This window comes from Streptomyces sp. NPDC096132 (genome assembly GCF_044763345.1).
Taxonomy (GTDB): Bacteria; Actinomycetota; Actinomycetes; order Streptomycetales; family Streptomycetaceae; genus Streptomyces.
In genome coordinates, this window is record NZ_JBIWGA010000010.1 from 126,965 (window position 1) to 153,041 (window position 26,077).

Annotated in this window: 23 protein-coding genes; 7 read left to right on the plus strand and 16 right to left on the minus strand. The window is 71.0% G+C overall.

Features of this window, described 5'->3' with window-relative positions:
- Window positions 1-248: 248 nt before the first annotated feature.
- The 4 genes from ACIRF9_RS24175 to ACIRF9_RS24190 form a co-directional block, all read right to left on the minus strand.
- On the minus strand, window positions 249-2,516 hold the full coding sequence (locus ACIRF9_RS24175; protein ID WP_403825819.1) for a tetratricopeptide repeat protein: 2,268 nt from the start codon (window positions 2,514-2,516) through the stop codon (window positions 249-251).
- 89 nt (window positions 2,517-2,605) lie between these two features.
- The gene (locus ACIRF9_RS24180) at window positions 2,606-3,265 is read right to left on the minus strand and encodes a DUF5063 domain-containing protein (protein ID WP_403825822.1); all 660 of its coding nucleotides are present in this window, start codon (window positions 3,263-3,265) and stop codon (window positions 2,606-2,608) included.
- Window positions 3,258-3,857 (minus strand): recombination mediator RecR, encoded by a 600-nt coding sequence (recR, locus tag ACIRF9_RS24185; RefSeq protein ID WP_390659285.1) that lies wholly within the window; start codon window positions 3,855-3,857, stop codon window positions 3,258-3,260. Before recR ends, ACIRF9_RS24180 begins: the two co-directional genes overlap by 8 nt.
- 60 nt (window positions 3,858-3,917) lie before the next feature.
- Entirely contained in the window at window positions 3,918-4,262 is a 345-nt protein-coding gene (locus ACIRF9_RS24190; RefSeq protein ID WP_403826422.1) for a YbaB/EbfC family nucleoid-associated protein, read from the minus strand.
- A 232-nt stretch (window positions 4,263-4,494) separates the two neighbouring features.
- Here ACIRF9_RS24190 and ACIRF9_RS24195 point away from each other — a divergent pair, with 232 nt between their 5' ends.
- Complete coding sequence (locus tag ACIRF9_RS24195; RefSeq protein ID WP_403825825.1) at window positions 4,495-5,244, plus strand: SLATT domain-containing protein; 750 nt, start codon at window positions 4,495-4,497, stop codon at window positions 5,242-5,244.
- Between the two features lie 199 nt (window positions 5,245-5,443).
- Here ACIRF9_RS24195 and ACIRF9_RS24200 read toward each other — a convergent pair whose 3' ends face one another.
- The 4 genes from ACIRF9_RS24200 to ACIRF9_RS24215 form a co-directional block, all read right to left on the minus strand.
- On the minus strand, window positions 5,444-6,979 hold the full coding sequence (locus ACIRF9_RS24200; RefSeq protein WP_403825828.1) for a substrate-binding domain-containing protein: 1,536 nt from the start codon (window positions 6,977-6,979) through the stop codon (window positions 5,444-5,446).
- A 98-nt stretch (window positions 6,980-7,077) separates the two neighbouring features.
- Window positions 7,078-8,940 (minus strand): protein kinase, encoded by a 1,863-nt coding sequence (locus tag ACIRF9_RS24205; protein WP_403825831.1) that lies wholly within the window; start codon window positions 8,938-8,940, stop codon window positions 7,078-7,080.
- 78 nt (window positions 8,941-9,018) lie between these two features.
- Window positions 9,019-9,495, minus strand: a complete 477-nt coding sequence (locus tag ACIRF9_RS24210; RefSeq protein WP_403825834.1) for a MarR family winged helix-turn-helix transcriptional regulator — start codon at window positions 9,493-9,495, stop codon at window positions 9,019-9,021.
- Entirely contained in the window at window positions 9,492-10,103 is a 612-nt protein-coding gene (locus ACIRF9_RS24215; RefSeq protein ID WP_403825837.1) for a type 1 glutamine amidotransferase family protein, read from the minus strand. Before ACIRF9_RS24215 ends, ACIRF9_RS24210 begins: the two co-directional genes overlap by 4 nt.
- Window positions 10,104-10,284: 181 nt before the next feature.
- Here ACIRF9_RS24215 and ACIRF9_RS24220 point away from each other — a divergent pair, with 181 nt between their 5' ends.
- From ACIRF9_RS24220 to ACIRF9_RS24235, 4 genes are all read left to right on the plus strand, one after another.
- Window positions 10,285-11,640, plus strand: a complete 1,356-nt coding sequence (locus ACIRF9_RS24220) for an aspartate aminotransferase family protein (RefSeq protein ID WP_403825840.1) — start codon at window positions 10,285-10,287, stop codon at window positions 11,638-11,640.
- Between the two features lie 135 nt (window positions 11,641-11,775).
- Entirely contained in the window at window positions 11,776-12,480 is a 705-nt protein-coding gene (locus ACIRF9_RS24225; protein WP_403825843.1) for a GntR family transcriptional regulator, read from the plus strand.
- On the plus strand, window positions 12,477-14,873 hold the full coding sequence (locus ACIRF9_RS24230; protein WP_403825846.1) for a dolichyl-phosphate beta-glucosyltransferase: 2,397 nt from the start codon (window positions 12,477-12,479) through the stop codon (window positions 14,871-14,873). Before ACIRF9_RS24225 ends, ACIRF9_RS24230 begins: the two co-directional genes overlap by 4 nt.
- Before the next feature lie 18 nt (window positions 14,874-14,891).
- On the plus strand, window positions 14,892-15,542 hold the full coding sequence (locus ACIRF9_RS24235; protein ID WP_403825849.1) for a hypothetical protein: 651 nt from the start codon (window positions 14,892-14,894) through the stop codon (window positions 15,540-15,542).
- Window positions 15,543-15,552: 10 nt separating this feature from the next.
- On the opposite strand, the gene ACIRF9_RS24240 is transcribed toward ACIRF9_RS24235, so the two are convergent.
- The 4 genes from ACIRF9_RS24240 to ACIRF9_RS24255 all read right to left on the minus strand — a co-directional run bounded on the left by ACIRF9_RS24240 (window position 15,553) and on the right by ACIRF9_RS24255 (window position 18,756).
- Window positions 15,553-15,846 (minus strand): hypothetical protein, encoded by a 294-nt coding sequence (locus tag ACIRF9_RS24240; RefSeq protein ID WP_403825852.1) that lies wholly within the window; start codon window positions 15,844-15,846, stop codon window positions 15,553-15,555.
- Between the two features lie 101 nt (window positions 15,847-15,947).
- Window positions 15,948-16,361 (minus strand): hypothetical protein, encoded by a 414-nt coding sequence (locus tag ACIRF9_RS24245; protein WP_403825855.1) that lies wholly within the window; start codon window positions 16,359-16,361, stop codon window positions 15,948-15,950.
- Window positions 16,358-16,942, minus strand: a complete 585-nt coding sequence (locus ACIRF9_RS24250; RefSeq protein ID WP_403825858.1) for a hypothetical protein — start codon at window positions 16,940-16,942, stop codon at window positions 16,358-16,360. The genes ACIRF9_RS24245 and ACIRF9_RS24250 overlap by 4 nt, the downstream gene beginning before the upstream one ends.
- A gap of 101 nt (window positions 16,943-17,043) precedes the next feature.
- Window positions 17,044-18,756, minus strand: coding sequence for an SGNH/GDSL hydrolase family protein (locus ACIRF9_RS24255; protein WP_403825861.1), 1,713 nt, complete (start codon window positions 18,754-18,756; stop codon window positions 17,044-17,046).
- Between the two features lie 238 nt (window positions 18,757-18,994).
- Here ACIRF9_RS24255 and ACIRF9_RS24260 point away from each other — a divergent pair, with 238 nt between their 5' ends.
- Window positions 18,995-19,294, plus strand: coding sequence for an SCO4225 family membrane protein (locus ACIRF9_RS24260; RefSeq protein ID WP_403825864.1), 300 nt, complete (start codon window positions 18,995-18,997; stop codon window positions 19,292-19,294).
- On the opposite strand, the gene ACIRF9_RS24265 is transcribed toward ACIRF9_RS24260, so the two are convergent.
- Window positions 19,291-21,102 carry a bifunctional metallophosphatase/5'-nucleotidase gene (locus tag ACIRF9_RS24265; RefSeq protein ID WP_403825866.1) on the minus strand — a complete coding sequence of 604 codons (1,812 nt, stop codon included), beginning with the start codon at window positions 21,100-21,102 and terminating at the stop codon, window positions 19,291-19,293. The two genes, ACIRF9_RS24260 and ACIRF9_RS24265, sit on opposite strands and share 4 nt — an antisense overlap.
- A 146-nt stretch (window positions 21,103-21,248) precedes the next feature.
- The gene (locus ACIRF9_RS24270; protein ID WP_403825869.1) at window positions 21,249-22,532 is read right to left on the minus strand and encodes an adenylosuccinate synthase; all 1,284 of its coding nucleotides are present in this window, start codon (window positions 22,530-22,532) and stop codon (window positions 21,249-21,251) included.
- A 245-nt stretch (window positions 22,533-22,777) separates the two neighbouring features.
- Here ACIRF9_RS24270 and ACIRF9_RS24275 point away from each other — a divergent pair, with 245 nt between their 5' ends.
- Window positions 22,778-23,620 carry a diacylglycerol kinase family protein gene (locus ACIRF9_RS24275; RefSeq protein WP_403825872.1) on the plus strand — a complete coding sequence of 281 codons (843 nt, stop codon included), beginning with the start codon at window positions 22,778-22,780 and terminating at the stop codon, window positions 23,618-23,620.
- 84 nt (window positions 23,621-23,704) lie between these two features.
- Here ACIRF9_RS24275 and eutC read toward each other — a convergent pair whose 3' ends face one another.
- Together eutC and ACIRF9_RS24285 are read right to left on the minus strand one after the other, a co-directional pair.
- Window positions 23,705-24,562, minus strand: coding sequence for an ethanolamine ammonia-lyase subunit EutC (gene eutC / locus ACIRF9_RS24280; protein WP_403825875.1), 858 nt, complete (start codon window positions 24,560-24,562; stop codon window positions 23,705-23,707).
- A complete protein-coding gene (locus tag ACIRF9_RS24285; RefSeq protein ID WP_403825878.1) occupies window positions 24,559-25,953 on the minus strand; it encodes an ethanolamine ammonia-lyase subunit EutB in 1,395 nt (464 codons plus the stop codon). The genes eutC and ACIRF9_RS24285 overlap by 4 nt, the downstream gene beginning before the upstream one ends.
- Between the last annotated feature and the right edge of the window lie 124 nt (window positions 25,954-26,077).

Sequence of the window (26,077 nt, forward strand, 5' to 3'; positions counted from 1 at the left end):
CCGCTGTGCCGCCCGTGGACGCGTATCCGATATTGCCGCCCGCCGCGACCGCTCTCTCGCCGGAGGCATGGACGTCCGGCGTGGGAACTGGCGGGGCCGGGGCAGCGGACGAACCGCCGAACTGAGCAATAGCAGCGAGCACAAGCCGCAGAGACCGAGCCCTGCCCACGCCCATGGCTTGAGTGTCATGTGGGCATTGTGGCCGAATGCCCTACTGCGGAGGGGGCTTTGCCTTCCGTCCGATGGAGTTACCGCTTGGGGGGGAGCTCGTCGACAACAGTGCGCAGCGCCTCGAACATGCGCAACATCGGCGTGATGACGGATTCGTTCTCGCTCAGCAGCGAGAACACCTCCCACAGGAGGCTCACCGTCGCATCGGCGTAGCGCTCATCCTGTGCGGCCCCATACACCTGGAGCAGCACCAGCCGAGCGCTGACGGTCACAGGATGGTCGTCACCGAGGACTCGTCGGCATGTCTCGAGGTCCCGCTCGGCCGCGCTCACCTCGTCCTTCGTGGCGGGGGTGAACTGCTGGGCACCCAGGACTCCGGCTTTCTCGACCATGTGGCGTACCACGGTGACCAGGTTCTTTTCGTCTCCCTCCGCGACGGCAACCACTCCGCTCATGAGCTGGATCAGGCTCGCCGGCAGGGCACGCATGCTGGCCAGCATGGTGACCCGGCCCCTCACAACGAGGGTCACAGGATGTTCCTTGCCCAGGGCCCTGAGGCAGTCGGCGAGCAGTTCCTCGCACAGACCCCGGGCCCGTGCCAGATCACCGGTCGCCGTCAGCGCCATCACCACGTCGTGCCGGGCCTCGAAGATACGGCGGTCGTCCTTCCCCAACAGTCGGACACGAGCCGCTAGGCAGTCCTCGGCCAGCCGCAGGGCTCGTTCCGTCTCTCCCTGCAACGACGCGACCCTGTGCAGGTTCGTCATGGCCAGCAAGGTCGCTTCGTGGTCCGGGCCCAGGACCCGGCCGCAGTCGGCCAGAACCTCCTCGGCGAACGGGGCGGCTTCCTCGACCGACCTCAGCATGCGCGTTGCCTGGGCCGACAGCACCCGCGTGACGAGCGTGTCCTCCGCCTCCAGGCCATGGTGTCGTACGCATGCGGTCTCCGCCCGCCGCAGCAGGTCGAACGCCCCGCGCGCGACCTTCACCCCGGCGCCGAGCATGTAGTCCCCTGTCCTCGCCAGCAGCCGCGCCATCGCCGCCGTGTCGTCCTCCGACGGGACATGCTGGGCCAGCGCCTCGGCATGCGGGATCAGGGACCGCATGACCGGCCACGCTGACGGGTCGTCGATGTCTTCGGGCACGGCCCGCGCCAACGCGTCCATCGCCGCCGTACGCGCGTCCGCGATCGCCTCGGGGTTCCGGTGCCGGTCGCCGTCCGAGTGCGTACGGGACACGGCCTGGACGAGCCGGTGCACGGAAACCGTGTCACCGGCTGAGAACGTGATCAGGCTGTGGGCCGCCAGCCGGCCGAGTGCTCGATGTACGGCCAGCGACGTGCCCAGGGAAGTGAACAGGCTGCGCGGGATGGCATCGGGGGCATACCAGGCCAGCGTCAGCAGGATCCGAACGGCGAGCGGGTCGGCAGCGAGACGGTCCAACGTGACATGCCAGACACGGGCCACGGTGCGTTCGTGGTCACCGCCCTCCTGTGTCTCCGCGTACATCTCGGCAGGCCATTCCGCAAGGTGGTCCAGATACGTGCGGACGGCGCAGTCCCTCTCCTTGCAGTACGCCGCTGCCTGGGTGACCGCCAGCGGCAGGTTGCCCAGCTCCTCGCAGAGCTCGGCGGCATCCGGATCCTCACCGCGGATCTCTGTGAAGAGGCGCACCGCGTCCTGCCCTGAAAGCACGCTCAGCGGCACTTCCTCAGCGATGCCCTGCCATCCCGTGGCTCGCTGGCTCGTGAGCAGAAAACGTCCCGCCGTCGCTCTGGACAGCAGCGGCGTCACGTGGTCCGGGTTGGTGACGTTGTCGAGGACGACGAGCCAGCCGGTGTGGGTCGCTAGCCAGCCCCGGCCCCATTCACTCAGCTGCTCCTGGGGCAGCAGGGGGACGAGGGACGGCTTGAGAGCGGACGCGAGGCCGGCGAGTCCCGAGTCGATCGCGGCGTGACTGTCTGCCGTGATCCACCACACCGGCGCCCCGGTCAGACTGTGCGCGGAAGCCAAGCGGGCTGCGAGCGTGGACTTGCCGATGCCGCCGAGCCCGTGCAGCACATGGACGAGCGGCCGGCCGGGCGTGGCCGACGCGCCCCGCAGCAGGCCGAGTTCCTTGTCCCGCCCGACGAAGAGCTCTGCGCGGAAAGGGAGATTGGTGAGGTTGGGCGGGCACTCGACCGACTCGGCCGGCGGGCACGCATCCGGCAGCAACATCCCGACATGATCGATGTGCAGGCCCACGGCGCCCGGTCCTGTGAACGCCTGCCCGATGTTCCCACCGGCGGCAATGGCACCCGCGCCGGAGGCGTCCGCGGCTGCCCTACGGTCGAACAACGCACTCATACGTCACATCATGACCGCCGGGGACGCCCATCGTCAGGGCTACCAGGGGAGTTCGGGTGCGTCGGCTCGCTTCGACCTCCCGAACCGGTCTACTTCGCCGAACGCAGGCCCAGTTGGTCGGCGATTTCCTCCTCCATCACCTTGCCCGCCTCGAACTCCAGGGTGTCGTCGCCCATGCCCTGGTCGGTGTCCAGGCCGTCGAGTTCTTCGAGGGGCTGGTTGAGGCGGACGTGGGCGAGGACCGAGTGGAGGGCTCGGAGGGTGGCGGAGGCGGTGGAGCCCCAGTTGGAGAAGTAGGAGAACTGCCACCACCACAGGGCTTCGCTGGTGCGGCCGGCGCGGTAGTGGGCCATGCCGTGGCGCAGGTCGGTGATGACGTCGGCGAGGTCGTCGGAGATCCGGGCCGGGACGGGGGCCGTGCGGGGCTCGTAGGGGTCGAAGACCTCGGAGTAGACGTCGACCGGCTCCAGGAGACGGGCGAGGTTCTCGCGGAGTTCGTCGACGTCCGCGTCGGGGCCCGTGTCGGGCTCGTAGCGCTCGTCGGGGACGATGTCCTCGTGCGCCCCGAGGCGGCCGCCGGCCAGCAGGAGCTGGGAGACCTCCAGGAGGAGGAAGGGGACCGCGGAGTCGGGCTCGTCCCCCTTCGCCACCTCCGTGACGGCCACCAGGAAGCTCTCCACCTGGTCCGCGATCTGGACCGCGAAGTCGTCCGGGTTCTGCTCGGTCGCGTGCAGCGTGGCGTCAGACATCTAGGAGTCGTCTCCCCTCGAAGGCGCGGCCGAGGGTGACCTCGTCCGCGTATTCCAGGTCGCCACCCACCGGGAGGCCGCTGGCCAGGCGGGTGACCTTCAGGCCCATGGGCTTGATCATGCGGGCGAGGTACGTCGCGGTCGCCTCGCCCTCCAGGTTGGGGTCCGTGGCGAGGATCAGTTCCGTGACCGTGCCGTCCGCCAGGCGCGCCAGCAGCTCTCTGATGCGCAGGTCGTCGGGACCGACACCCTCGATGGGGCTGATCGCTCCGCCCAGGACGTGGTAGCGGCCGCGGAACTCGCGGGTCCGCTCGATCGCGACCACGTCCTTCGGCTCCTCCACGACACAGATGACCGACAGATCGCGGCGGGCGTCGCGGCAGATGCCGCACAGCTCTTCCTGCGCCACGTTTCCGCAGGTCGCGCAGAAGCGGACCTTCGCCTTGACCTCCATGAGGGCCTGCGCGAGACGCCGTACGTCCGTCGGTTCCGCCTGGAGGATGTGGAAGGCGATCCGCTGCGCGCTCTTGGGACCGACGCCGGGCAGCCGCCCCAGCTCGTCGATGAGGTCCTGGACCACGCCTTCGTACAACGGACTGCCGTCCTTCCTGGGGTTCCTTGCAGTACGTACGGTAGTTGGCCGGGGCCCGTCTTAGAAAGGCAGGCCGGGAATGCCGCTGCCGCCGCCCAGGCCCTGGGCCAGCGGGCCGAGCTTCTGCTGCTGGAGCGTCTGCGCGTTCTGGTTGGCCGCCTGGACGGCCGCGACGATCAGGTCGGCGAGGGTCTCGGTGTCCTCGGGGTCCACCGCCTTGGGGTCGATCGCCAGCGCGCGCAGCTCACCGGCGCCGGTTACCGTGGCCCTCACCAGGCCGCCGCCCGCCTGCCCGTCGACCTCCGTGTTCGCCAGTTCCTCCTGGGCACGGGCCAGGTCCTGCTGCATCTTCTGGGCCTGCTGGAGCAGCTGCTGCATGTTGGGCTGGCCACCACCGGGAATCACGATCAACTCCTGTCTGCCTTTTCCGTCTGCCACTGAGCCTACGTGCTCCATGAGTGCATCGCCCCGCCACTCTTTCGAGTGAGTTTGCTCAGCGGCGTATACCTGATCAAGGCCCACTTCCGGGCGGAAAAGCGACCAAAGCGTCCCCTTCGCCACCCATTGGGAGGTAGGAAGGGTCCGGCACATCAGCATCAGTCGTTACGCGGAGTCACTGAGTCATTAAGGGAGTGCCGTGGGTCAGCCGGAGATGCAGCCCGAGGGTCCGCCTCAGGACGGGCGGGGCGAGGGCGCGGCCGGGCTGCGGCCGGGCGACCTGACCGGGCGGACGTTTCCGCTCGGCGACTGGGGCGAGCCGGCGGAGCGGCTGGACGAGCTGTACCGGTGGGTGGAGCGGGGGGCGCTGCAGACGGCGGCCTGGTATCTCGCGGACCGGGTGTGGAAGCGGCGGGGTGCGCGGGTGCTGCGGGGTGGGGCGGCGACGGGGGCGGTGGCCGGGGCCGGGCTTCCGCTGCTGGATGTCACCGGGGTGACGGGGGGTGTGGCGCCCTGGGGTTATCTGGCGCTGCTGCTCGCGGTGGCGTGTGTGGTGGTGGACCGGTTCTTCGGGGTGACGTCCGGGTGGATAAGGGATGTGGCGACGGCGCAGGCCGTGCAGCGGCGGCTGCAGGTGCTGCAGTTCGACTGGGCGTCGGAGAGTGTGCGGGAGGTGTTGGGGCCTGCGGAGGGGACGGCGAGTGAGGCTGCGGAGCGGTGTCTGGGGGTGCTGCGGCGGTTCTCGGAGGATGTGATGGAGCTGGTGCGGACGGAGACCGCGGACTGGATGGTGGAGTTCCGTACCGGGTCGGCGCCGTTGGGGATTCAGGGGGCGGTGGCCTCCGGCGGGCGGCAGGACGGGGGTGCGGGGGTCGGGCGGTTTCCGTTGCCGCCGGGGGCGAACTCGCGGCCGAACATGCCGCGGCAGCGGCCGCCTGAGCCGCGGTGAGGTGGCGGCGGGTGCGGTGGGCCTGGGGTGGGTCCGCTTGCCCGCGCGTGCGGGGTGCCTCCCCCACTCTCGGCTTCGCTCGAGCGGGGGGACCCCCATCGCCCACCCGTGCCGCCCCAGCGGCACGACTGCCCGCAGCTACGTAGGTAGGGCGGCCGCTGCAGGGTGGGCGCCGGCCCGGCCGAACTGCTGCCCGCAGCTAGGAAGATCCCGCACACAGCCGTAGGCCTTCAGGGGACCAGCACGGTAGGTGGCCGTGGGTGCGGATGACGTCCTGGCCGTTTCCTCGGGTGAGGTAGGTGAGGAAGCTGGAGGCGAGGGAGTCGGCTGGGGGGCGGCCGTAGGTGTAGGCGTACTCGATCTCGCGGTACGGGTAGTCGCTGGTGCCGTGTTCGATGGCGTCGACGGAGGGCGGGTCGCCGTCGAGGTCCAGGGGGTGCAGCCCCTTCGCGCGGTCGGCGAGGTTGAGCTCGCTGTAGCCGATGGCGCCCGGCGTCGTGGCCACCGTGCTCAGCACCTGCTGGGTGGAGTCGAGTTCGCAGCGCACGACCGGGGCCGTCGGATCGTCCTTGTGGACACAGTCGACGGAGGAGTTCGCGATCTCGCCCCGGCCCAGCACCCGCCGCTGGAACACCTGCCGGGTCCCGGAGTTGGCGTCCCGGCTGACCAGGATCACCGGTAGGTCGGGGCCGTCGAGCTGCCGCCAGTTGGTGATCTCGCCCCGGTACAGGCGCCGTACGTCCGCCGTGGTGAGGTTGCGCAGGCGTACGTCGTCCTGGACGACCAGCGCGAAGACGGACACCGCCACCCGGTTCTCGCGCAGCTCGGCCAGGCCGGTCGGCTTCGGGCCGTCGGAGAGGGCGACGACCGGTGGTGAGCCCTTCTCGGCCGCCGCGCCCGCCGCCGTCAGTTCGCGGATGCCGGCCGTGGAGCCGTGCGCGTCGACCGTGATGTGCGCGCCCTCGCAGTCCTCCTGATAGGCGCGGGCCACCTCGCGGGCCACGGGGGCGAACGCCGTCGACCCGGTCACGGTGAGCGTGCCGCGCTCGCAGCCGATCGGGGGCGGGGTGTCGTCGCGGACGACGACGATCGTCGCGAGGGTCACCACGCAGAGGGTGAGCAGGATGGAGATCAGCCGGGCGGCGCGGCTGAAGAGGGGTGGCGTGTCGTCCGGGGTCGCGCTGCGGTTGGGGTGCACCTCGCCGTCGCGCAGTCCGCCGTACAGCCGGATGCCGTGGCCGACGTCACCGCCGGAGAGCAGTACGAGCAGCTTGAAGTGGTCGCCGCGGTTGAGCGGGACGCGGGGGATGCGCAGGGTGTTGCCGTCGTAGCCGAAACCCCGGTCCGCGGTGAAGTGGTCCATGAGGTGGTCGGTGTCGGTCGGCTGGGTGACCGAGACGCCGCGGATGGTGCGGCCGGTGAACACGGCGGTGAGGCCGTGGCGTTCGGGGCCGGTGTAGTCGTCGCGGGCGATGCCCTGCGAGCCGTCGTTCTCGATGCGGAGCAGGACGAGCGTGGCGTCGATCATGCCGGGGGCCTCGTCGAAGAGGCCGAGGCGGCGGTTGGCGCGGCCGGATCTGGCGTCGTCGCCGATCGGGTTGTCCATCTGGACGCGGTAGCCGATGCGCTTGCGGCGCGGCACCCTGCGCTCGTACCAGACCATCACCCCGGACGCGACGATGCCGACCACGGCCGTCCCGATGGCGACGACGTTCTCCGCGTTCAGCCAGTCCACCGTGGGTGCCCCCGCAACTCCCGACAGCCGGTCGTGAGTTCACCGTACGGCTGTCCGAAGGCGGATTCCGGTCCGGTCGGCGGACGTTCGCCGGACGTTCACCGGCGGCTGTACGTCAGTTTCTCCCCGGTGTCGGCGTTGACCCGTTGCAGCCTGCCGTCGGACAGGAGGGTCACCTCGGTGGCGGCGCCCGGGGTGCAGGAGGAACGGGGCCGGCCGGAGGTGACGGTGGACGGGCCGATCTCCAACGGACCGTCGTCGTCGGGGCGGCCGGCCAGCTCGGCGGTGAACTCGCAGTGGTACGCGTCCCCGTCGGCGACGAGGGAGAGCACCGCGTCACCGACCTCGCCCTGCTTGATGGTGAGCCGGCGGGTGTTCTCGCCGGTCTCGTTGTCGATGGTGGTCGTCCAGGTGCCGAGGTAGGCGGCGGGGATCGCGCCGTCGGTCGCGGAGGCGGAGGGCGAGGGGGACGAGGAGGACGACTCCCCGGACTCCGTGGGGTCGGCGGCCTGGGTGCCGGCCGTCCGGCTGGGCGTCGGGCCCGCCTTCGCGTCCGAGGAGCCGTCGCCGTTCATGAACGCGTACACCGAGCCGCCGGCCGCGAGCGCGACGACCAGCGCGATCACCGCGAGCAGCACGGTCGTACGACCACTGCGACGACTCGGCTCCGGCTCGTCGCCGTAGGAGTCGTAGGCGTTGTGGGAGTCGTAGGCGTTGTGGGAGGGGTCGTGAGGGCCGTACGGCGGGGTCGGCGGGGTCGGCGGATGACCGCCGTACGGCGAGGTGCCGTACGCCGCGGTGCCCCCGGCGTCGCCCGCGTACGGGTTGTGGGGCGCCGGCGCGCCCAGTGGCTGCTGCTGCGGATACCCGTAGGCGGCCTGCGGGTGCTGCTGGGTGTGGCCGTACGCCGAGTGCGGTACGGCGGCGGGTGCGGGCGGCTGCTGCGCGGGGACGCCCCCGCGGCCCGCGGCCCGCGTCGGCGGCAGGGCCCCCGGCGGTCCGTCGCCGTCGCCCTGCCGGCCGCTGTGCTCCGGGGCGCCCTCCGGGTCCTCCGTCTCCAGCAGCCGTACCGCGTGCCGCCCCAGCTGGGCCACCAGCGTGCCCGGCAGCCACGGCTCCCGGGAGTGGCCCTCGGTGAGGGTCGCCCCGGCGCCGGTCCGCTCCAGGATCCAGGCCAGCGACGGCCGGGCGGCGGGGTCCTTGCGCAGGCAGGCACGGACCAGGTCGGCGATGCCCTCGGGCACGCCCGCCAGGTCGGGTTCCTCCTCGGCGATGCGGAACATCAGGGCGTGCACCCCGCCCTCGGTGCCGCCGAAGGGAAGGGCGCCGGTGGCCGCGTAGGCGAGGACGGAGCCGAGGCAGAAGACATCGCTGGCGGGGGTGATCTGCTCACCGCGCACCTGCTCGGGCGCCATGAAACCGGGCGAGCCGATCACCGCGCCGGTCCGGGTGAGGTCGCTGTCGGGCAGCGACTCCAGCGCTCGCGCCACCCCGAAGTCGATCACGCGGGGGCCCTCGATGGTGACCATCACGTTGGACGGTTTGAGGTCGCGGTGGACGATCCCGGCGGCGTGGATGTTGGTGAGGGCGTGCGCGAGCCCGGCGGCGAGGATGCGCACCGAACGCTCGGGCAGCGGACCGTGGTCGTGGCCCACCACCTGCTGGAGGCTCGGCCCGGCGACATAGCCGGTGGCCACCCAGGGCACGGCGGCCTCGGTGTCGGCGTCGAGGACGGGCGCGGTCCAGAACCCGCCGACCCGCTGCGCGTTGCGCACCTCCTGCCGGAACCGGGCCCGGAACTCCTCGCGCGCGGCCAGCTCCGGCCTGACCAGCTTCACGGCGACGGTCCGCCCCCGGTCCGAGCGGGCGAGGTAGACCTGTCCCATGCCGCCGGCACCCAGCCGCGCGAGCAGCCGGTAGCCGCCGATGCGCTGCGGGTCCTCCGGCCCCAGTTTCTCCATGGCAGCGCCGCCTTTCGCCCACATGTGTGATCGAGCCGAGAATAAACCGGCCGTTCGTGGAGGCGCGTGGCGCGATGTCTACGGTTCCGTAACGGGGGGCCCGGCCGGGGCCGGCGGCTCCAGGTCCTCCAGCACCTTGGACAGCCGTTCCAGCAGCTGGACGGCCTCGGCGAGCTCCGCCTCCCCGTAGGCCGCCGCCAGCCGGTCGGCGAAGGCCGCGTGCCCGGGGCCGATGCGGGCGATCGCCGCGAGCCCCTCCGGGGTGGGGGCGAGCAGCTTGGCCCGGCGGTGGGCCGGGTTGGGCCGGTACTCGGCCAGGCCCTTGCCGACGAGCAGATCGGCGATGCGCTGCACGCTCTGCCGCGTGATGCCCATCGCCCGGGCGATGCCCGACACCGGCAGCGGCTCGCCCAGCACCGCGCCCAGCACCTGCCACCAGGCGGCGGAGATCCCGGCGGGCCGGGACAGCTCCTCGGCGACGGCGAGGAACTGGGCGTTCAGCCGGAAGACACCGAGCGCGCCGCGGCTGAGCAGCTCCTGACGCTCGTGGCTCACCGGGCGGCCGTCGCCTTCTCCAGCACCGCGTACGCCTCCGCGTCGGAGTCGTGGAACAGCCGGTACCAGGCGTCCAGCACCTCTCCCTCGTACACCCCGAGGAGCCGGAGGGCCTCCCGGGCGAAGGCGACGGGCTCGGTCGGTCCGGCGGTGATCAGACCGCCGTCGGTCACCGCGTCCGCCTCGACGTACCGCTCCCCGCCGCCGTACCCCGTCGCGGCCAGGTAGAAGGAGACCGCGCTGGTGTGGTCCCGGTCGTCGAGCAGACCCTCGCGGGCGAGTCCGGCGGTGGCGCCGCAGATCGCGGCGACGGGCGTGCCGGCGGCCAGGAACGCGCGGGCCTTGCGGGCGAAGGGCGCGAGGTCGTCCGACGTGTCCCAGAGATCGGCGCCCGGGAGGATCAGCAGGCTGCTGTCCTCGGGGCGTACGGCGTCCAGCGCCAGGTCGGGGACGACCCGCAGCCCGCCGATGCTGGTCACGGGCTCGGCGGCGGACGCTCCGACCGTCCGCACCTCGTACCCGCCGCGCGCGAGGTACGCCGTGGCGAACCCCGTCTCCCAGTCGGCGAACGTGTCGTACACGGCGAGATGCACGGGCTTGCGGCTCATGGCTCCTCCTCGGGCCGAGGATCACTGACGACAACAGATGACAACAGGCTGTCATTTCGACAGCACGCTGTCAACCATGGATTCCAGCTTCCCGACTCCCGACAACCTGTCGCGGAATCCCCCCATCCACGGCACAGGTCGCCGATATCCCCCCGGTGTCACCGACTCCTACGCTCCCCGCATGACCCCTCAGACCGACCCCCAGGCCGGCGCCGCCGTGAAGGCCGCGGACCGTGCGCACGTCTTCCACTCCTGGTCAGCGCAGGACCTCATCGACCCGCTCGCCGTGGCCGGCGCGGAGGGGTCGTACTTCTGGGACTACGACGGCAAGCGGTACCTCGACCTCACCAGCGGGCTCGTCTACGCCAACATCGGCTACCAGCACCCGAAGGTCGTCGCCGCGATCCAGGAGCAGGCCGCACGGCTGACCACCTTCGCGCCCGCCTTCGCGATCGAGGCCCGTTCGGAGGCGGCCCGGCTGATCGCCGAGCGCACCCCCGGCGACCTGGACAAGATCTTCTTCACCAACGGCGGCGCGGACGCGGTCGAGCACGCCGTGCGCATGGCGCGGCTGCACACCGGCCGGGCGAAGGTCCTCTCCGCCTACCGCTCCTACCACGGTGGCACCCAGCAGGCGATCAACATCACCGGCGACCCCCGCCGCTGGGCCTCCGACGGCGCCTCCGCCGGGGTCGTGCACTTCTGGGCGCCCTTCCTGTACCGCTCCCGCTTCTACGCCGAGACGGAGGAGCAGGAGTGCGCGCGGGCCCTGGAGCACCTGGAGACGACGATCGCCTTCGAGGGGCCCGGGACGATCGCCGCGATCATCCTGGAGACCGTCCCCGGCACGGCCGGGATCATGGTCCCGCCGCCGGGCTACCTCGCCGGGGTCCGCGAGATCTGCGACAAGTACGGGATCGTCTTCGTCCTGGACGAGGTGATGGCCGGGTTCGGGCGCACCGGTGAGTGGTTCGCGGCCGACCTCTTCGGTGTCGTACCGGACCTGATGACCTTCGCCAAGGGCGTGAACAGCGGCTATGTGCCGCTCGGCGGGGTCGCCCTGTCCGGCGCGATCGCGGAGACCTTCGCCAAGCGGCCCTACCCCGGCGGTCTGACGTACTCCGGGCACCCGCTGGCCTGTGCCGCCGCCGTCGCGACGATCAACGTCATGGCGGAGGAGGGCATCGTCGAGAACGCGCGGGACCTGGGCACGAGTGTCGTGGGCCCCGGGCTGCGGGAGCTGGCCGAGCGGCACCCCAGCGTCGGCGAGGTGCGCGGCGTCGGCATGTTCTGGGCCGTCGAGCTGGTGAAGAACCGCGAGACCCGCGAACCGCTCGTCCCCTACAACGCGGCCGGCGAGGCCAACGCGGCGATGACCGCCTTCGGCGCGGCCGCGAAGAAGGCCGGTGTCTGGCCGTTCGTGAACATGAACCGCACCCATTTCGTGCCCCCGCTCAACGCCACGGAGTCCGAGCTGAAGGAGGGTCTCGCGGCCCTTGACACGGCACTTTCGGTGGCCGACGAGTACACAAAGTAGGCACAGGGGCGGGACAGGACGCGCACGCTACGCGTGTAGGGCCTTGAAATCCTCGAACGCGTAAGGTGGCGTGCTCGTACATAACGACGAGCACGCCTTCTTCCGTCCGTACGCCCCGAGGGAGACGCCCCGAACATGCCCCGCAGCAGCGGCAACGGCGCCGTCACGCGCAGCACCCTTCGGCAGCAGATCGCCGACGCGCTCCGCGACGAGGTGCTGGCGGGGCGGCTGCAGCCCGGGCAGGAGTTCACGGTCAAGGAGATCGCCGAGCAGTACGGGGTCTCCGCGACCCCGGTCCGCGAGGCGCTCGTGGATCTGTCGGCGCAGGGGCTGCTCGAGGCGGACCAGCACCGGGGCTTCCGGGTCCACGAGTACTCCGTGGAGGACTACCGGGGCATGATCGAGGCGCGTTCGCTGATCATCGAGGGCATGTTCCTGCGTCTGGAGGAGGGCCGGGAGTCCGTCCGTGACTCGGGCTCCCCGGAGCGGGTCGCCGCCGCCATCAACGGGGTGCGACGGCGCGGCGAGGAGGCCCAGCGGGCCGCGGCCGCCGGTGACCTCACCGTCCTCATCGGCTACGACCTGCGCTTCTGGCGTGAGCTCAGCGACTTCTTCGGCAACCCCTACCTCGCCGACTTCCTGCACCGGCTCCGCGTGCAGACCTGGGTGTGCACCGTGCAGCACCTGCGCCGGCTGACCGATCTGCGCGGCCATCTGTGGTCCGGCCACAGCGATCTGGTGGACGCCCTGTACCGCCGCGACACCGCCACGGCCCGCTCGATGCTCGCCGCGTACAACGCCCACTCCATCGCGCTGATCGAGCGGCTGGCGGCGGAATGACGGCGACGGCTACCGACCGGGAGACCGTCGAGCTGTCCGTGGTCGTCCCGGCACGCGACGAGGAGTTGCGGCTGGGTCCCACCCTCGACACCCTGGTGAGCCATCTCGAACAGACCGGGGCCGGCTGGGAGATCGTCGTCGCCGACGACGGCTCCACGGACGCCACCGGCGCCCTCGTGACCGCCCGCCACGACCCGCGCGTCCGGCTCGCCCCCGCCGGGGGCCGGGGCAAGGGCCACGCCCTGCGCACCGGCGTCGCCGCCACCCGGGGCCGGCTGATCCTCGTCACGGACGCCGATCTCGCCACCCCCGTCGAGGAGTTGGCGCACCTGGAGAAGGCCCTGGCCGAGGGACACGCGGCGGCCGTCGGCTCCCGGGCCGTCCCCGGCGCGACCCTGGGCGACCGCCAGCACCGCGCCCGCGAACTCCTCGGCAAGGCCGGCAACCTCCTCATACGCGCCACCGCCGTCCGTGGCATCCGCGACACCCAGTGCGGTTTCAAGCTCTTCGACGGCGACAAGGCCCGGGCCGCCTTCGCCGCCTCCCGTCTGGACGGCTGGGCCATCGACGTGGAGGTGCTGCGCCACTTCCGCCACTCCGGCTGGCCGGTGGCCGAGGTGCCGGTGCACTGGTCGCACCGGCCCGGCTCGAAGGTCCGCCCCCTGGACTACGCCCGTTTCCTGCGCGACCTGGCCCGTCTGCGCCGCGCGGACCTCCTCGCCGCCCTCCTCTTCCTCGTCCTGTCCGTCGCCCTGTACTCCGGCCGCTTCCTCGACCCGGCGCACCGCTACCTCACCGACTCCCTCCAGGACCAGAACCAGTGGGAGTGGTTCTTCGCGGTCACCGCCGACAACATCTCCCACCTGCGCAATCCCCTCTTCAGCGACCTCCAGGGCTTCCCCGACGGGGTGAACCTGATGGCCAACACGGCCATGCTGGGCCTCTCCGTCCCCCTGACCCCGCTGACACTGCTGTTCGGCCCGGCGGTCACGCTCAGCCTGGTGATGACGCTGGGCCTGGCCGCGACCGCCGCCGCCTGGTACCGGCTGATCGTGAAACGCCTGGTCCCCCACCGGGGCGCGGCTTTCGCGGGGGCCGCGCTGGCCGCCTTCGCGCCGCCGTTCGTCAGCCACGCCAACGCGCACCCGAACTTCGTGGTCCTCTTCATGATCCCGCTGATCATCGACCGGGCCCTGCGGCTGTGCGCGGGCACGCGGGTCGGCCGGGACGCGGTGGTCCTGGGCCTCATGGCCGCCTACCAGTTCTTCCTCGGCGAGGAACCCCTCCTCCTGGCCGCCCTGGGCATGCTGCTGTTCGCCGCCGCCTACGCGGCCGTACGCCCCGACGTGGCGCGGGCGGCCGTACGCCCCCTGCTGCGCGGTCTGGCGATCGCCGCCGCCGTCTGTCTCCCGCTCGTCGTCTACCCGCTGGCCTGGCAGTTCTCCGGCCCGCAGAGCTACGACGGCATCGACCACGGCACGGCCCCCGGCACCGCCAACTCGCTCCGCGCGCTGCTGACGTTCGCCGAGCGCTCACTGATCGCGGGCGACGCGGACTCGGCGAAGGCGCTCTCCCTCAACCCCACCGAGCAGAACGCCTTCTACGGCTGGCCCCTGGCCCTGCTGGCCCTCGCGATCACCGCGCTGCTGTGGCGGCGGCGACCGGTGGTACGGGCGCCGGCGGCGACGGCGATCGCGGCGGCCCTGCTCTCCATGGGCCCCCGCATCGGTGCCGTCCCCGGCCCCTGGGCCCTCCTCGACGGACTCCCCCTCTTCGAGTCCGTGATCGAGAGCCGGGTGGCGATGGTCTGCGCCCCGGCGCTGGGCATGCTGCTGGCGCTCGCGCTCGCAAACCTGGCGGCGGCCCCACGCCGCACCGTGAGATACACGGGTCTGGCCGCCGTGTCCCTCGCCCTGCTGCCCCTGGTCCCCGCACCGCTGAAGTCCGAGCCGCGCGCCGAGACGCCCGCCTTCTTCACGGACGGGACCTGGAAGTCGTACGTCCGCGACGGCGAGACGCTCGTCCCCGTGCCGCTCGCCGAGCCCGACGCCGCCGAGGCGCTGCACTGGCAGACGGCCGCCGGCCTGGGCTTCCGGATGCCCGGCGGCTACTTCAACGGGCCGTACGGCGACGGCGACCGCACCGGCGTCTACGGCGTCCCGCTGCGCTTCACGGCGAGCCTGCTGCGGGACACCCGCTACACGGGCGTGGCGCCGGTGATCGACACGGCCGCGCGCGAGGCGACCGCCGAGGACCTGGCGTACTGGCGGGCGGGCGCCCTGGTTCTGGCCCCGCAGCCCCATGCCGACGTGCTGCGTGAGACTGTGGACAAACTGGTGGGCCGACCCGGTAGGCGGGTGGACGGTGTGTGGGTATGGGACCTGCACGAGTAACGACTGGAGGAGCCCTCTTTGGCCTGTGACCTGTGGCTGGTACCGCTCGTCGACGTGTTGTGCCACACCCCCGACAACCCGTTCGCCGAGGAACTCGCGCAGTACAACAAGGTGCTGGCGGAGGCGGGGCTGCCGCCGGTGCCGGTGTACCAGTACATGCCGGGCCTGTCCGGCGAGGTCGCCCCGGTGGCCGGTTTCGACTACGACGCGCTGCATTTCCTGCGCCGCGCCTATCTCCTGCAGGTGTGCGGGCTGCCGGTGACCCCGGTCGACGAACTGGGCGGCGACTACGAGCAACTCCTGGAGATGTTCGAGTCCACCGCCCAGCAGTCGCACCTGGTCTGGCACTACGACCACGCGGGTGCGTACGTCCCGGTCGACTTCCCGCATCCCTTGTCGAACGACGATCTCCTGGCAGGGGGCGGCCCCTTGGGCTCCTCGCAGTCCCTGCTCCGGGAGCTGGAGTTCGTCGCCCCGTCGATCGGCATCGATCCGGCGAACCCACCGGCTCCGCCCCGGGCCCCCACGGCTCCCACGGAGTTGGAGGAGCCGGCCGTCCCCGCGCCGTACGATCCCAGCCCCTTCGCCCGAGAGCGGCATGTGTGGCTGGGACTGCACGCGGCGGCGACACGGAGTCTGGCGCAGGGGTCGATGATCGTGTTCAGCTGACGCCCGAGGGTCAGCGGCCGAGCCGGGACAGCCCCTTCTGGACGTCCTCCCTGTTCATCACGGGTGTGTAGCTGACGTCGGCACACAGTTCGAGGAAGAAGGGCTCGCTGATCACCGGCATGTCGGAGGGGTCCGCCATGTCGAAGAACACGAACACGGTGCGTCGGCCGCCCTCGGCGGTGAAGTACGCCGCTTCGGGCTTGAGCTGCGCCATGGACTCCTCGATCAGCTTCCCGAGAGTCCCGTTCCGTATGAGTTCGTTGGCCTTCTCCGTGTCCATGGACGCCTTCAGCATCATGCGCATCACGGTCACCTTCTTCTGGGTCTTGGGTGGACGCGCGCAGGTGGCGATTTCATGATATGCCCGGGCGAAGGGGGCGCCCCCGGTCGAGGACGCCCCTCGGTTCACCTCTGGTGCGGCAGCCGGATCGTCCGCACGAGGGGCATGTCCGCGTAGGCCTCGGGGTCGACGGTCACGACATGCCGTCCGTCAGGCCAGTCGACCGTGGGGCGGGACAGATGGATCGCGTGACCCAGCCGCCACTCGACGCCGTCTCGCAGCAGCGCACCCACGGTGGAGGCGCCGGCGAAGTCCAACTCGACGATCTCGACGGCGCGTAGCGCGCCGACGTGTTCCGCGAGCCCCTTACGCATGCCGTCGGCGGCAGCCAGACAGAGCGCGGGAACGTAGACGTGCCGGGTGGGCCCGTGCTCGGTGTTCGCCACGAACTGCGAGGCCAGCGAGTTCCCCGAGCCGAGCGCCAGCAGGGCCGACTCGTCGAAGACGACACCGGTCGACCCGGCCCTCGCCCCGCTCACAGGCTGTCCACCGGCCGACCGGCCTCCAGGTCCTGCCAGACCTTCTCGGCCCGGTCGTGGTCCTCGTCCGTGAGCGTCACGCCGAAGTGCGTCTCGCAGTACGCCTTGGTCTCCTCGTACCGCTTGCGCAGCTCCTCCTGCGTGGGCGTGGCCTCGGCAAGCTCCGCGATCAGGTCGCGCATGGTCATCCCACGCTCGCGGGCGAGCACCATGAGGCGGTCACGGACAGCGGGGTCGACCTTGACGGTGGTGTCAGCCATGACGCAAGTATACCGCCGGTATACCGTCGCCTCCGGGGGCTCGCGGAGCGCGATCTCGACGGTCGTCGCGGGAGTCGACGTCGGTGGAGCCGGGCGCTTGCGGCGGAGGCGGTCCTCGACGAGGGCCCGCGTGGAGTGGATCGGGGAGGGCAGGCCGTCGGTCAACGCGGCCCGCACCTGCGCGGTGTTCGCCCCCGCGTCCCACCACGCCTCGACGAGCGGCGCGAGCCGCAGCGCCTCGGCGGCACCGAGGGTGCGCCCTGGGTGCGTCCGGCCGAGGGAGCCGAGGGGGCGAGCGGCGGCCGCTGTGCGCTTTGACACCGCCCCCGCCCTCACCCACATCCGTGACTCCAAACCCTCGGCGGCCCAGTCCTCCGCGTCTCCGCCGAGTCCTGGGCCGCCTTCGTGGACGAGTACCGCGCTCAGTAGGTGAGGTAGCAGCTCTTCACGACGCCGTAGAGCGGGTCGACGCCGAACGACGCCGCCTTGCAGGTGGTGCCGCCGGAGAGGGTCTTGTAGACGTACCGGCCCTTCGCGCCGTAGGCGACCGTCCGCTTGCCGGTGAAGGCGCACGTGCCGCCCTGGGTGGCGCAGGCGGTCGCCTTGTAGCCGGCCGGGGTGGCGGGGGCGGTGTAGCAGGTCTTGGTCTGGTTGCTGATCGGGTCGCCGCCGAAGGAGGCGCTCGTGCAGGCGGTGTTGCCGGTGGCGACCGCGGTGTTGAAGGCGCCGTACGCGCCGTACATCACGGGCTGGCCGGCGACGGCCGCGCAGGTGCCGCCCTCGGCCGCGCACTTGGTCCAGCCGGCCGGGGCGCCGCTCGGCGCGATGTAGCAGGACTTGACGACGTTCGCCGCCGGGTCGCCGCCGAACTTGGCGCTGGTGCAGGCGACGCTGCCGCTGGTGACCAGGTGCTTGAAGTTGCCGTTGGTGCCGAAGACGACGTCACGGTTGTAGCCGGGGACCTTGCAGGTGCCGCCCTCGGCCGCGCACTTGGTGTACCCGTAGGGGCCGCCCGCGATGGCGACGTAGCAGGTCTTGATGATGTCGGCCGCCGGGTCGCCGCCGAAGGAGGCGCTGGTGCAGGGGGTGCTGCCGGTCGCGGTCTTGTACGCGTACGTGCCGGAGCCGAAGGCCACCGCGCGGGTGCCGCTGAAGGTGCAGGTGCCGCCCTCGCTCGCGCACCGGGTCCAGCCGACGGGCAGCGGGCCGCTGGTGCCCATCATGTACTTCACCAGGGACGCGACGGCCTTCATGCCGGCCTCGTTGGGGTGGTACGTGGCCCGCCCGGATGCGGGCTTGTACTTCTCCACCCACGGCGTGGACGCGCACGCGTCGTGGCCCTTGCTCGCGGCGGCGACGTTGACCAGGGTCGCCCCGGTGACGGTCGCCGCTGCGGCGGTCGCGTCGGCCAGGCGGGAGGCGACGGTGCGCTCGTACGCCAGCTGGCTCGCGGTGAGCGGCACACCGGTGCAGGCGGCGCCGTCGGGCAGGACGGACATGTAGTTGACGAGGAACACCCGCGCCTGCGGGGAGATCTTGTGCACGGCCTTCACGACGTTCTGGATCCGCCCGCTCACCGCGCCGAGGGCCGAGTCGATCGCGGACGTGCTCACGCTCCCGCAGTTGGCCTCGCCGCTGTTCTGGCAGGAGTACGAGACGACACTGCCCAGGTAGTTGACGTCGTTGCCACCGATGGTGATCGTGACCAGCCGGGTCGTGCTCTTCACCGCGTTGATCTGCGCCGACTGCCCGCCCTGGCTCGCGGTGAGGATGTTCGCCGTCGTGGCGCCGCTGCAGGTGACGTCCGTCAGCTTCGCCCCCGTGTCACGGGCCACGATGCTGGCGTAGTTGTTGTTCGACCGGCTGCACGCCGCGGCCACGCTGCCTTCCTTCACCGGCGGAATGCTCGGACCGGCGGCGAACGAACTGCCCATCGCGACGTACTCGACGCCGGCGGCCGAGGCGGCGGTGACGGAGGAGGACGCGGCGGAGAGGGACTCCTTGGCCCCCGTGGCCTTCGCGTCCACGGGCTCGGGGCTCCCGCCGAGGTTCGCGCAGCCGGTCGCGAACCCCAGGGACAGGACCAGCCCGAGCATGCCCGTCCGCCGGCGGTGCCGCCGTTTCGTGTTCGCCATGCGAGGTTCCTCCGTGGTGCAGTGTCGACACTTGATCCCATCGGCACGAGGGGATGCTCTATAAAACGGAGGAGTTGGCTGATCGGTTGCAGCGATGATCGACAATCTGTCGACAACAATGGGACAACGCGTGGGTACACGAACACCCGGAGATAAGTAGCTCTACTCAGGCGGTCGTTGACCGGTGAACGGCATCGTGGAGATCACACAGAGGAACCCGGTCTCCAGGAGGCACACCATGAGCGTCTGGCGCTCTCTCGTCTCGGCTCTGCGCACCCCCGCCGCCCTCGGCTACCTGGCCCTGGTCGCCGCCCTCGGCGTCTGGGTCGCGGTGGACACGCTGGTCCTGTCGAACGGGGACACCAGCTTCGCCGGGGTGTGGCTGTTCTTCGCCACCGCCCCGACGTCGCTGCTGTTCATCGCGGTGCCCAGCCAGCTCGGTCTGATCGGCATCCCGATCGGAGCGGTGGTCCAGGCGGCCCTGCTCGGTGCCGCGTACCGGGGACTGACCCCGACCCGCCGTCTGAGCGCCGGCTAGAACACGGGGGTGCCGTCCTGGGTGAGCCGCCAGTTCGTGGCGGCGAAGTCCGCCGGGTCCAGCGTCCCCTTGGCCGTCACGTAGTCGATCATCAGCTGGCGGATCTCGTTGGTCGAGCTGTAGGCGATGCCGGCGGAGGCGATGTGCGGATAGCCCGAGCCGCCGTTGGCGCGGTAGTTGTTGACGGCGACGACGAAGACCTGGTCGTCGGCGACGGCGGTGCCGTCGTGGGTGAGGTTCTTGATCCTCGATCCCTCCGGCTGCGCGATGTCGATGTCGTAGTCGACGCCCGCCGCCGTGTCGTACATGTAGTCCCAGAAGCTGTTGGCGTTGGTGAGGGTGGCGGTGTCGACCGCCGTGCCGGCCGGGACCTGGTGGTAGTACTTCGCCGCGTACTCCAGGTAGTCCTTGAGCTGGGCGCCGGTGAGCTTCTTGCCGTAGAGGGTGTTGTCGTAGATGTAGAGGCCGGCGATGTCCTTGATGGTGACGTCGCCCGCCGGGATGTCCGCCGTGCGGCTGAAGGGCGCGGCGACCGAGATCAGCGGCAGTGCCGCGTCGGAGGCCGACAGGCCCGCCTTGACCGTCTGTGTCTGGACCTCGTGGATGAAGTCCATGATCGGAACGTCCTTCCAGCAGGACTCCGCCGCCGAGAGGTCCGCCGTGCAGGTGCCGACGGCCGTGTTGACGTACTTCACGACCAGGTCGTGATCGGCCTGGAGGAGCTTCCTTGTCTCGGGGTCCTCGTCGACCGTGTTGGGGTTGAGGGTCTGGGCGGTCTTGCCGACGACCTTCCAGCGGCCGTGCTCCAGCTCCACCTCGAAGTCGAAGACGCTGAGGCGGTAACCCCAGCAGTACGGCTCGGAGAGCAGGACGTCCTCGCCGGTCTCCGCGTTCTTCACGGTGTACGAGGGCACTTCCACGTGCGTGTGGCCGACGAGGATCGCGTCGATGCCGGGGACCTGCTCGGCGACGAGGTTGGAGGCGTTCTCGACGTAGGGGAGTTCGTCGCCGTACGACGAGGAGCCGTCGAGGCCGGAGTGGTCGGTCAGGAAGACGACGTCACAGCCGAGCGCCCGCAGTCTGGGCACGTACTTCTTCGCCTGCTCGACCAGCCCGGGGAAGACCATCTTCCCGCTGACGTTGTCCTTGTCCCAGATCGCGATGCCGGGGTTGGTGAGGCCGAGGATGCCGACCTTGATGTCCGGGGCGCCGGGAACGCGGATCTTCTTCACGGTGTACGGCGGGAACGCCGGCCGCAGGGTCTTGGCGTCCAGCGCGTTCGCGCCGAGCAGCGGGAAACGGCACTGCTTCTCGAACTTCCGCAGCACCTCGATGCCGTAGTTGAACTCGTGGTTGCCGAGGGCGGCGGCGTCGTAGCGCATGTGGTTCATGGCGACGGCCATGGGGTGCCTGGCACCGTCGGTGATCGGGTCGACGCGTGCGAAGTAGTACGCCAGTGACGTGCCCTGGATGATGTCGCCGGCGTCGACGAGGAGGACGTGGTCCTCGCCTTTGGCCGCGCGCTGCTGCTTGATGAGCGTGGCGACGCGGGCGACGCCGACGGAGTTGCCCTTGGCGTCGGAGTAGGCCGCGTCCTTGTAGTAGTCCCAGTCGAAGACGTGGCTGTGCAGGTCGGTGGTGCCGAGGATGGAGAAGGTCCAGGTGCGGGGGGTCTTCGGCGGCTTCGGGTGCTTGTGCTCGGCGGCCTCGGCGGTACCGGAACCGACAGCTCCGGCGACGGCCACCGCCGCTCCGGTCACGGCCGACTTCTGCACGAACTCACGGCGGTTCATGGGGTTGACGGGCATGCGAGGCTCCTGGAACTGGTGAGGAGGGAGAGACAACTACCCGCGTAGATGCTTGCCTTCCGCCAGTTACGGGCGTAACCGCGAACAGCCCATGGGCCGGTCAAGGATGTCCAAGACCGGCCCAAGTCACCGTGAGACGGGACGACTTACAGGAACGAGTTGATCTCGATCGTCTCGTCGCGGCCCGGCCCCACGCCGATCGCGGAGATCGGGGCGCCGGACATCTCCTCCAGGGCCTTGACGTAGTTCTGGGCGTTCTTCGGGAGGTCGGAGAACGACTTGGCCTTGGTGATGTCCTCGGACCAGCCCGGGAGGGTCTCGTAGATCGGCTTCGCGTGGTGGAAGTCACTCTGCGAGTACGGGAGCTCCTCGACGCGCTTGCCGTCGATCTCGTACGCCACGCAGACCGGGATCTGCTCCCAGCCGGTCAGGACGTCGAGCTTGGTGAGGAAGAAGTCCGTCAGGCCGTTGACCCTCGTCGCGTAGCGGGCGATCACCGCGTCGAACCAGCCGCAGCGGCGGTCGCGGCCGGTCGTCACGCCCCGCTCGCCACCGATGCGGCGCAGGGCGTCGCCGTCCTCGTCGAAGAGCTCGGTCGGGAACGGGCCCGAGCCGACGCGGGTCGTGTAGGCCTTCAGGATGCCGATGACCCGGCTGATCTTCGTCGGGCCCACGCCGGCGCCGGTGCAGGCGCCGCCCGCGGTCGGGTTGGAGGAGGTGACGAAGGGGTACGTGCCGTGGTCGATGTCGAGGAGCGTGCCCTGGCCGCCCTCGAACAGGACGACCTTGTTCTCCTCCAGGGCCTGGTTCAGGACCAGGACCGTGTCGGTGACGTACGGAGCGAGCTTCTCCGCGTAACCGAGCAGTTCCTCGACGACCTGATCCACGGCGATCGCGCGGCGGTTGTACAGCTTGGTGAGGAGCTGGTTCTTGGCGTCGAGCGCCGCCTCGACCTTCTGCGTGAGGATCGACTCGTCGTAGAGGTCCTGGACGCGGATGCCCACGCGGTTGATCTTGTCCGCATATGTCGGACCGATGCCGCGGCCGGTGGTGCCGATCTTGCGCTTTCCGAGGAAGCGTTCCGTCACCTTGTCGACAGTGACGTTGTAGGGCGTGATGATGTGCGCGTTGCCGCTGATGAGCAGCTTCGACGTGTCGACGCCGCGCTCGTTCAGACCGCTCAGCTCGGAGAGCAGGACCGACGGGTCGACAACGACACCGTTACCGATGACCGGCGTACAGCCGGGGGACAGGATTCCGGAAGGGAGGAGGTGGAGTGCGTACTTCTGGTCACCCACGACGACCGTGTGGCCGGCGTTGTTGCCGCCCTGGTAGCGCACTACGTAGTCCACCGAACCACCGAGCAGGTCGGTGGCCTTTCCCTTGCCTTCGTCACCCCACTGAGCACCGAGCAGCACAAGTGCGGGCACGCGCGTACACCCCTTCCGGGTGGGGCATGTCCAAGGTCAGGGGCGTACGCGGAGGCGCTTTCCACCACCGCGTGCACCGCGACCGTCGTTGGCCGCAGTACCGCGACCGTCATTGGCCGCCACGCGACCGTCGTCGGTCGCACACCGTCGGACCCGGATGCCCCGGAATAGACGAAGCCCCTGGCGCAATAGCGCAAGGGGCTCTTGCACAAAGATGCTACCCGAGGAAGCGAGGCAGGACCGAGGTGGCGACTTTCGCGACGCCGGACCAGCTGCTGGTGATCATCGATCCGGTCGCCCGGAGGACGGACGGGGAGTCCGTACGGATCGCGAAAGACGTGCTCAGCGCGGGTGCGGCGAGTACGAAGGTCTGTCTTCCGGAGAGCCCGGAGGAATTCGCCCGGGTGCTGGCGCGGCGGGGTTCGCGGCGGCCGGTGGTGGTCGGTGACGACCGTGCGCTGATGCGGACGGTCTCCCTGCTGCACCGGCAGCGGGAGCTGGCCGGATGTGTGCTGTCGGTGGTGCCGGTGGGGACCGTGCTGGGCGTGGCGCACGCCCTGGGGATCCCCACGGGGGCCGTCGCGGCGGCGCGGGCCGTCCTCGACGGCTCCGAGCGGCGGCTGGACATGCTGGTGGACGACAGCGACGGGGTGGTACTGGGGGCGTTGCGGATTCCGCCGTTGCAGCAGCTCGCTCCCCAGGAGGAGGTCTCGGGGACCGGCCGCCCCTGGCTGCAGTCCCTCGTCCGCACCCTCGTCCCGCCGCGCCCGCCCCGCCCCGTCTCCACCCCTCCCCCGCCCGGCCCGGCCCGGCTGCGGGTCGAGGTGGACGGCGTGACACTGGTCGACCTGGACCAGCCGGTGGAGGCGGTGTCGGTGACACCGGGGGCCTCGGGGTCCGCGGAGGTGGTCGTACGCCCCCTGTCGGTCGGCGCGGAAGCCGCCCCGCTGGAGGCCCGCGGCCGCACGGTGACGGTCTCCGGCACCGACTTCCGCTACCGGGCCGATGCGGGCGTGGCGGGGCCGGTACGGAGGCGCACATGGACGGTCCGGGAGGGGGCACTGGGGTTGGTGCTGCCGGGGCGGTGAGGGGAAATCCCGGGGCGCGTCGGGGGCGGGCGAGGTGCGTCCCCCGGGTAGCCCTCGGGTAGCCCCCGGCTTCTGTCCCGGCTTCTATACCGCCAGCTCTCCCGTCGGGGTCGGCTCGTCCTTCAGCCCCACCCCCGTGACGCCCAGTTCCCGGGCCCTCGTCATCAGTGCCGCCAGTTTCGCTGCCGCTGTCTCGTAGTCCAGGCCCAGTGGGGGACGGATGTTGGAGAGGCAGTTGCGGTCGGCGTCCGTGGTGATGGCCGGGCGCGGCCGGTAGGTCAGGTAGGCGCCCAGGGAGTCCGCCGCGGACATGCCAGGGCGTTCGCCGACGAGGACGACCACCGTGGTCGCGCCCATCGCCGCCGCCACGTCGTCGCCGAGGGCCACCCGGGCCTGTTCGGCGAGGACGACGGGGGCCACGCTCCAGCCGGGGAGGCGTTCCGCCGTCGCTCGCACCATCGCCGCCGCATGCTCGTGCACCGCCCGGCTGGACAGCCCGTCGGCGACCACGAAGACCACGTCCCACTCGCCGACCGGGAGATGCGCACGGTCCGTGGCGTCCAGCCGACGGCCCAGGTCGGGGCGCTGGAGGTAGGTGAGCCGGTCGGGGGCGGCGCTGCGGACCCGTACCGTCGGCATACCGGGCAGCGCGGCGGCCACCGTGTCCGGGGCGAACGGCGAGTGCACCGCGTCCCGGGCGGCGGCGTGCGCGGCCTGGAGTTCGAGACGATGGCGGGTGGGCAGCGCGGCACCGGCCCGGCCGAGGCCGATACGGGCCTGGGTACGGCGGCGCAACGCCGACCACAGGTCACCGTTCGGGGCGGGGAGGTCGGGCACGCCGCCGTTCGGCACGGACACGTCCGTCACGCCACCGTCCAGCACGGACACCTCCGTCACGCCCACGTCCGTCACGCCACCGTCCAGCACAGGTACCTCCGTCATGCCGCGAGCTCCCGTCCGATCGCTGTCAGGGGATGGGCCGTGCCGGCGAGTTCGCGGATGGTGCCCCGCTCGTCCAGCAGTCCGATCGAGTCCAGCCATGCCTCGAACTCCGGTGCCGGGCGGAGCCCCAGCACCTCCCGCAGATAGAGCGCGTCGTGGTACGAGGCCGACTGGTAGTTGAGCATGATGTCGTCGCCGCCCGGGGTGCAGATCACGAAGGACGCCCCGGCGACGCCGAGCATCGTCAGCATGGTGGCGATGTCGTCGTCGTCCGCGTCGGCGTGGTTCGTGTAGCAGATGTCGAGGCCCATCGGCAGGCCGAGCAGCTTGCCGCAGAAGTGGTCCTCCATGGCCGCGCGGAGGATCTGCCGGCCGTCGTAGAGGTACTCGGGGCCGATGAAGCCGACGACCGTGTTGACCAGGAGCGGGTCGTACCGGCGCGCCACCGCGTACGCCCGCGCCTCCACCGTCTGCTGGTCCACCCCGTGGTGCGCGTCCGCCGACAGCGCGCTGCCCTGCCCGGTCTCGAAGTACATGACGTTGCGGCCGACCGTCCCCCGGTCCAGGGCCAGCGCCGCCTCGTACGCCTCGTCGAGCAGGCCCAGGGTGACGCCGAAGGAGGCGTTCGCGGCCTGGGTGCCCGCGATGGACTGGAAGACGAGGTCGACGGGCGCCCCGCGGTCCATCAGGTCGACGGTCGTCGTGACGTGGCTCAGCACACAGGACTGGGTGGGGATGGAGTAGCGGTCGATCACGCCGTCCAGCAGCTCCAGCAGGTCCCGTACGGCCTTCGGGCTGTCCGTCGCCGGGTTGATGCCGATCACCGCGTCGCCGGAACCCAGCAGCAGACCGTCGAGCAGGGCGGCCGCCACGCCCGCCGGGTCGTCGGTGGGGTGGTTGGGCTGGAGGCGGGTCGCCAGGCGCCCCGGCAGACCGATCGTCGAGCGGAAGGCCGTCACCACCCGCACCTTGCGCGCCACCGCCACCAGGTCCGCGTTCCCCATCAGCTTCGACACCGCCGCGGCCATCTCCGGGGTCAGCCCGGGCGCCAGCGCGGCCAGCGCCGCCGCGTCCGCCGCGTCGGACAGCAGCCATTCCCGCAGCTCCCCGACGGTCATCGAGGCGACCGGCGCGAAGGCGGTGGCGTCGTGCGTGTCGAGGACGAGCCGGGTGACGTCGTCGTCCTCGTACGGGATCAGGGGCTCGGTGAGGAAGTCGGTCAGCGGGACCTCCGCGAGCGCCCAGCGCGCCGCGACCCGCTCCCGGGCCGTGCGGGCCGCGAGGCCGGCGAGGCGGTCGCCGGAGCGTTCGGGGCTCGCGGCGGCGAGGAGGCGGGCGAGGGAGCCGAAGCGGTGCCGCTCGCCGCCGAGGGTGGAGGTGTAGACGCTCATGGCGGCGACCGTACGAGCCCGGTGTTTCCCTCACATTTCTAAAGGTCTGGTTGACAAGCATTTAACGTCCCGAGACCCTTACTCGACTCATTCGGGCAGAAGAGTTCCGGTCCAGCACGTAAGT